General features: G+C 72.1%; 1 protein-coding gene. It reads right to left on the reverse strand.

What is annotated here, in order from left to right:
• Positions 1-138: 138 nt before the first annotated feature.
• Positions 139-684: methyl-accepting chemotaxis protein (locus tag GVL52_RS31510; protein WP_244619321.1), on the reverse strand; the 546-nt coding region annotated here is incomplete at its 5' end.

The following is a 684-nucleotide window of genomic DNA, read 5'->3' on the forward strand; positions in this document are numbered from 1 at the left end:
GCCAGGGGATGCGGGATTCGAGAGGGACATCGTGGGGCTCCATCGGATGGGAAACGGCATGCCCATTGAACGCGGCCGTACCCTTCCCGCCGACAACCGCCGTGTAAAGAAGCGCAAACGGCGCGCGCGACCCGGCGCTCAGCGCGGCAGGGCGTCCACCCGTCCAGCGGCGCTCCCGGGCAGCCGGAACGTCGCCACCAAGTCGGCCAGCTGCTGCGCCTGCATGCGCAGTCCCTGGGCCGCGGCGGTGGATTCCTCCACCAGGGCCGCGTTCTGCTGCGTCATCTGGTCGAGCTGGCTCACGGCCTCGCCCACCTGCCCGAGGCCGGTGCTCTGTTCGCGCGCCGCGGTGCTGATCTCGCCGACGATCGCCGCCACCCGCTGCACCGAATCCACGATCTCGCCCATGGTGCCGCCGGCGGCATGCACCTGCTGCGCGCCCTCCCCCACCTGCCGCACGCTGTCGCCGATGAGGGCGCCGATTTCGCGGGACGCGGTGGCCGAGCGCTGCGCGAGGCTGCGCACCTCGGAGGCCACCACGGCGAAGCCGCGGCCCTGCTCGCCCGCGCGGGCGGCTTCCACGGCGGCATTCAGCGCCAGGATGTTGGTCTGGAAGGCGATGGAGTCGATCACGCCGATGATGTCGGCGATGCGGCGCGACGCCTGGGCGATGCCGTCCATGGT

The sequence above is a fragment of the Rhizobium sp. 18055 genome (assembly GCF_902706285.1).
GTDB lineage: Bacteria > Pseudomonadota > Alphaproteobacteria > Rhizobiales > Rhizobiaceae > Rhizobium.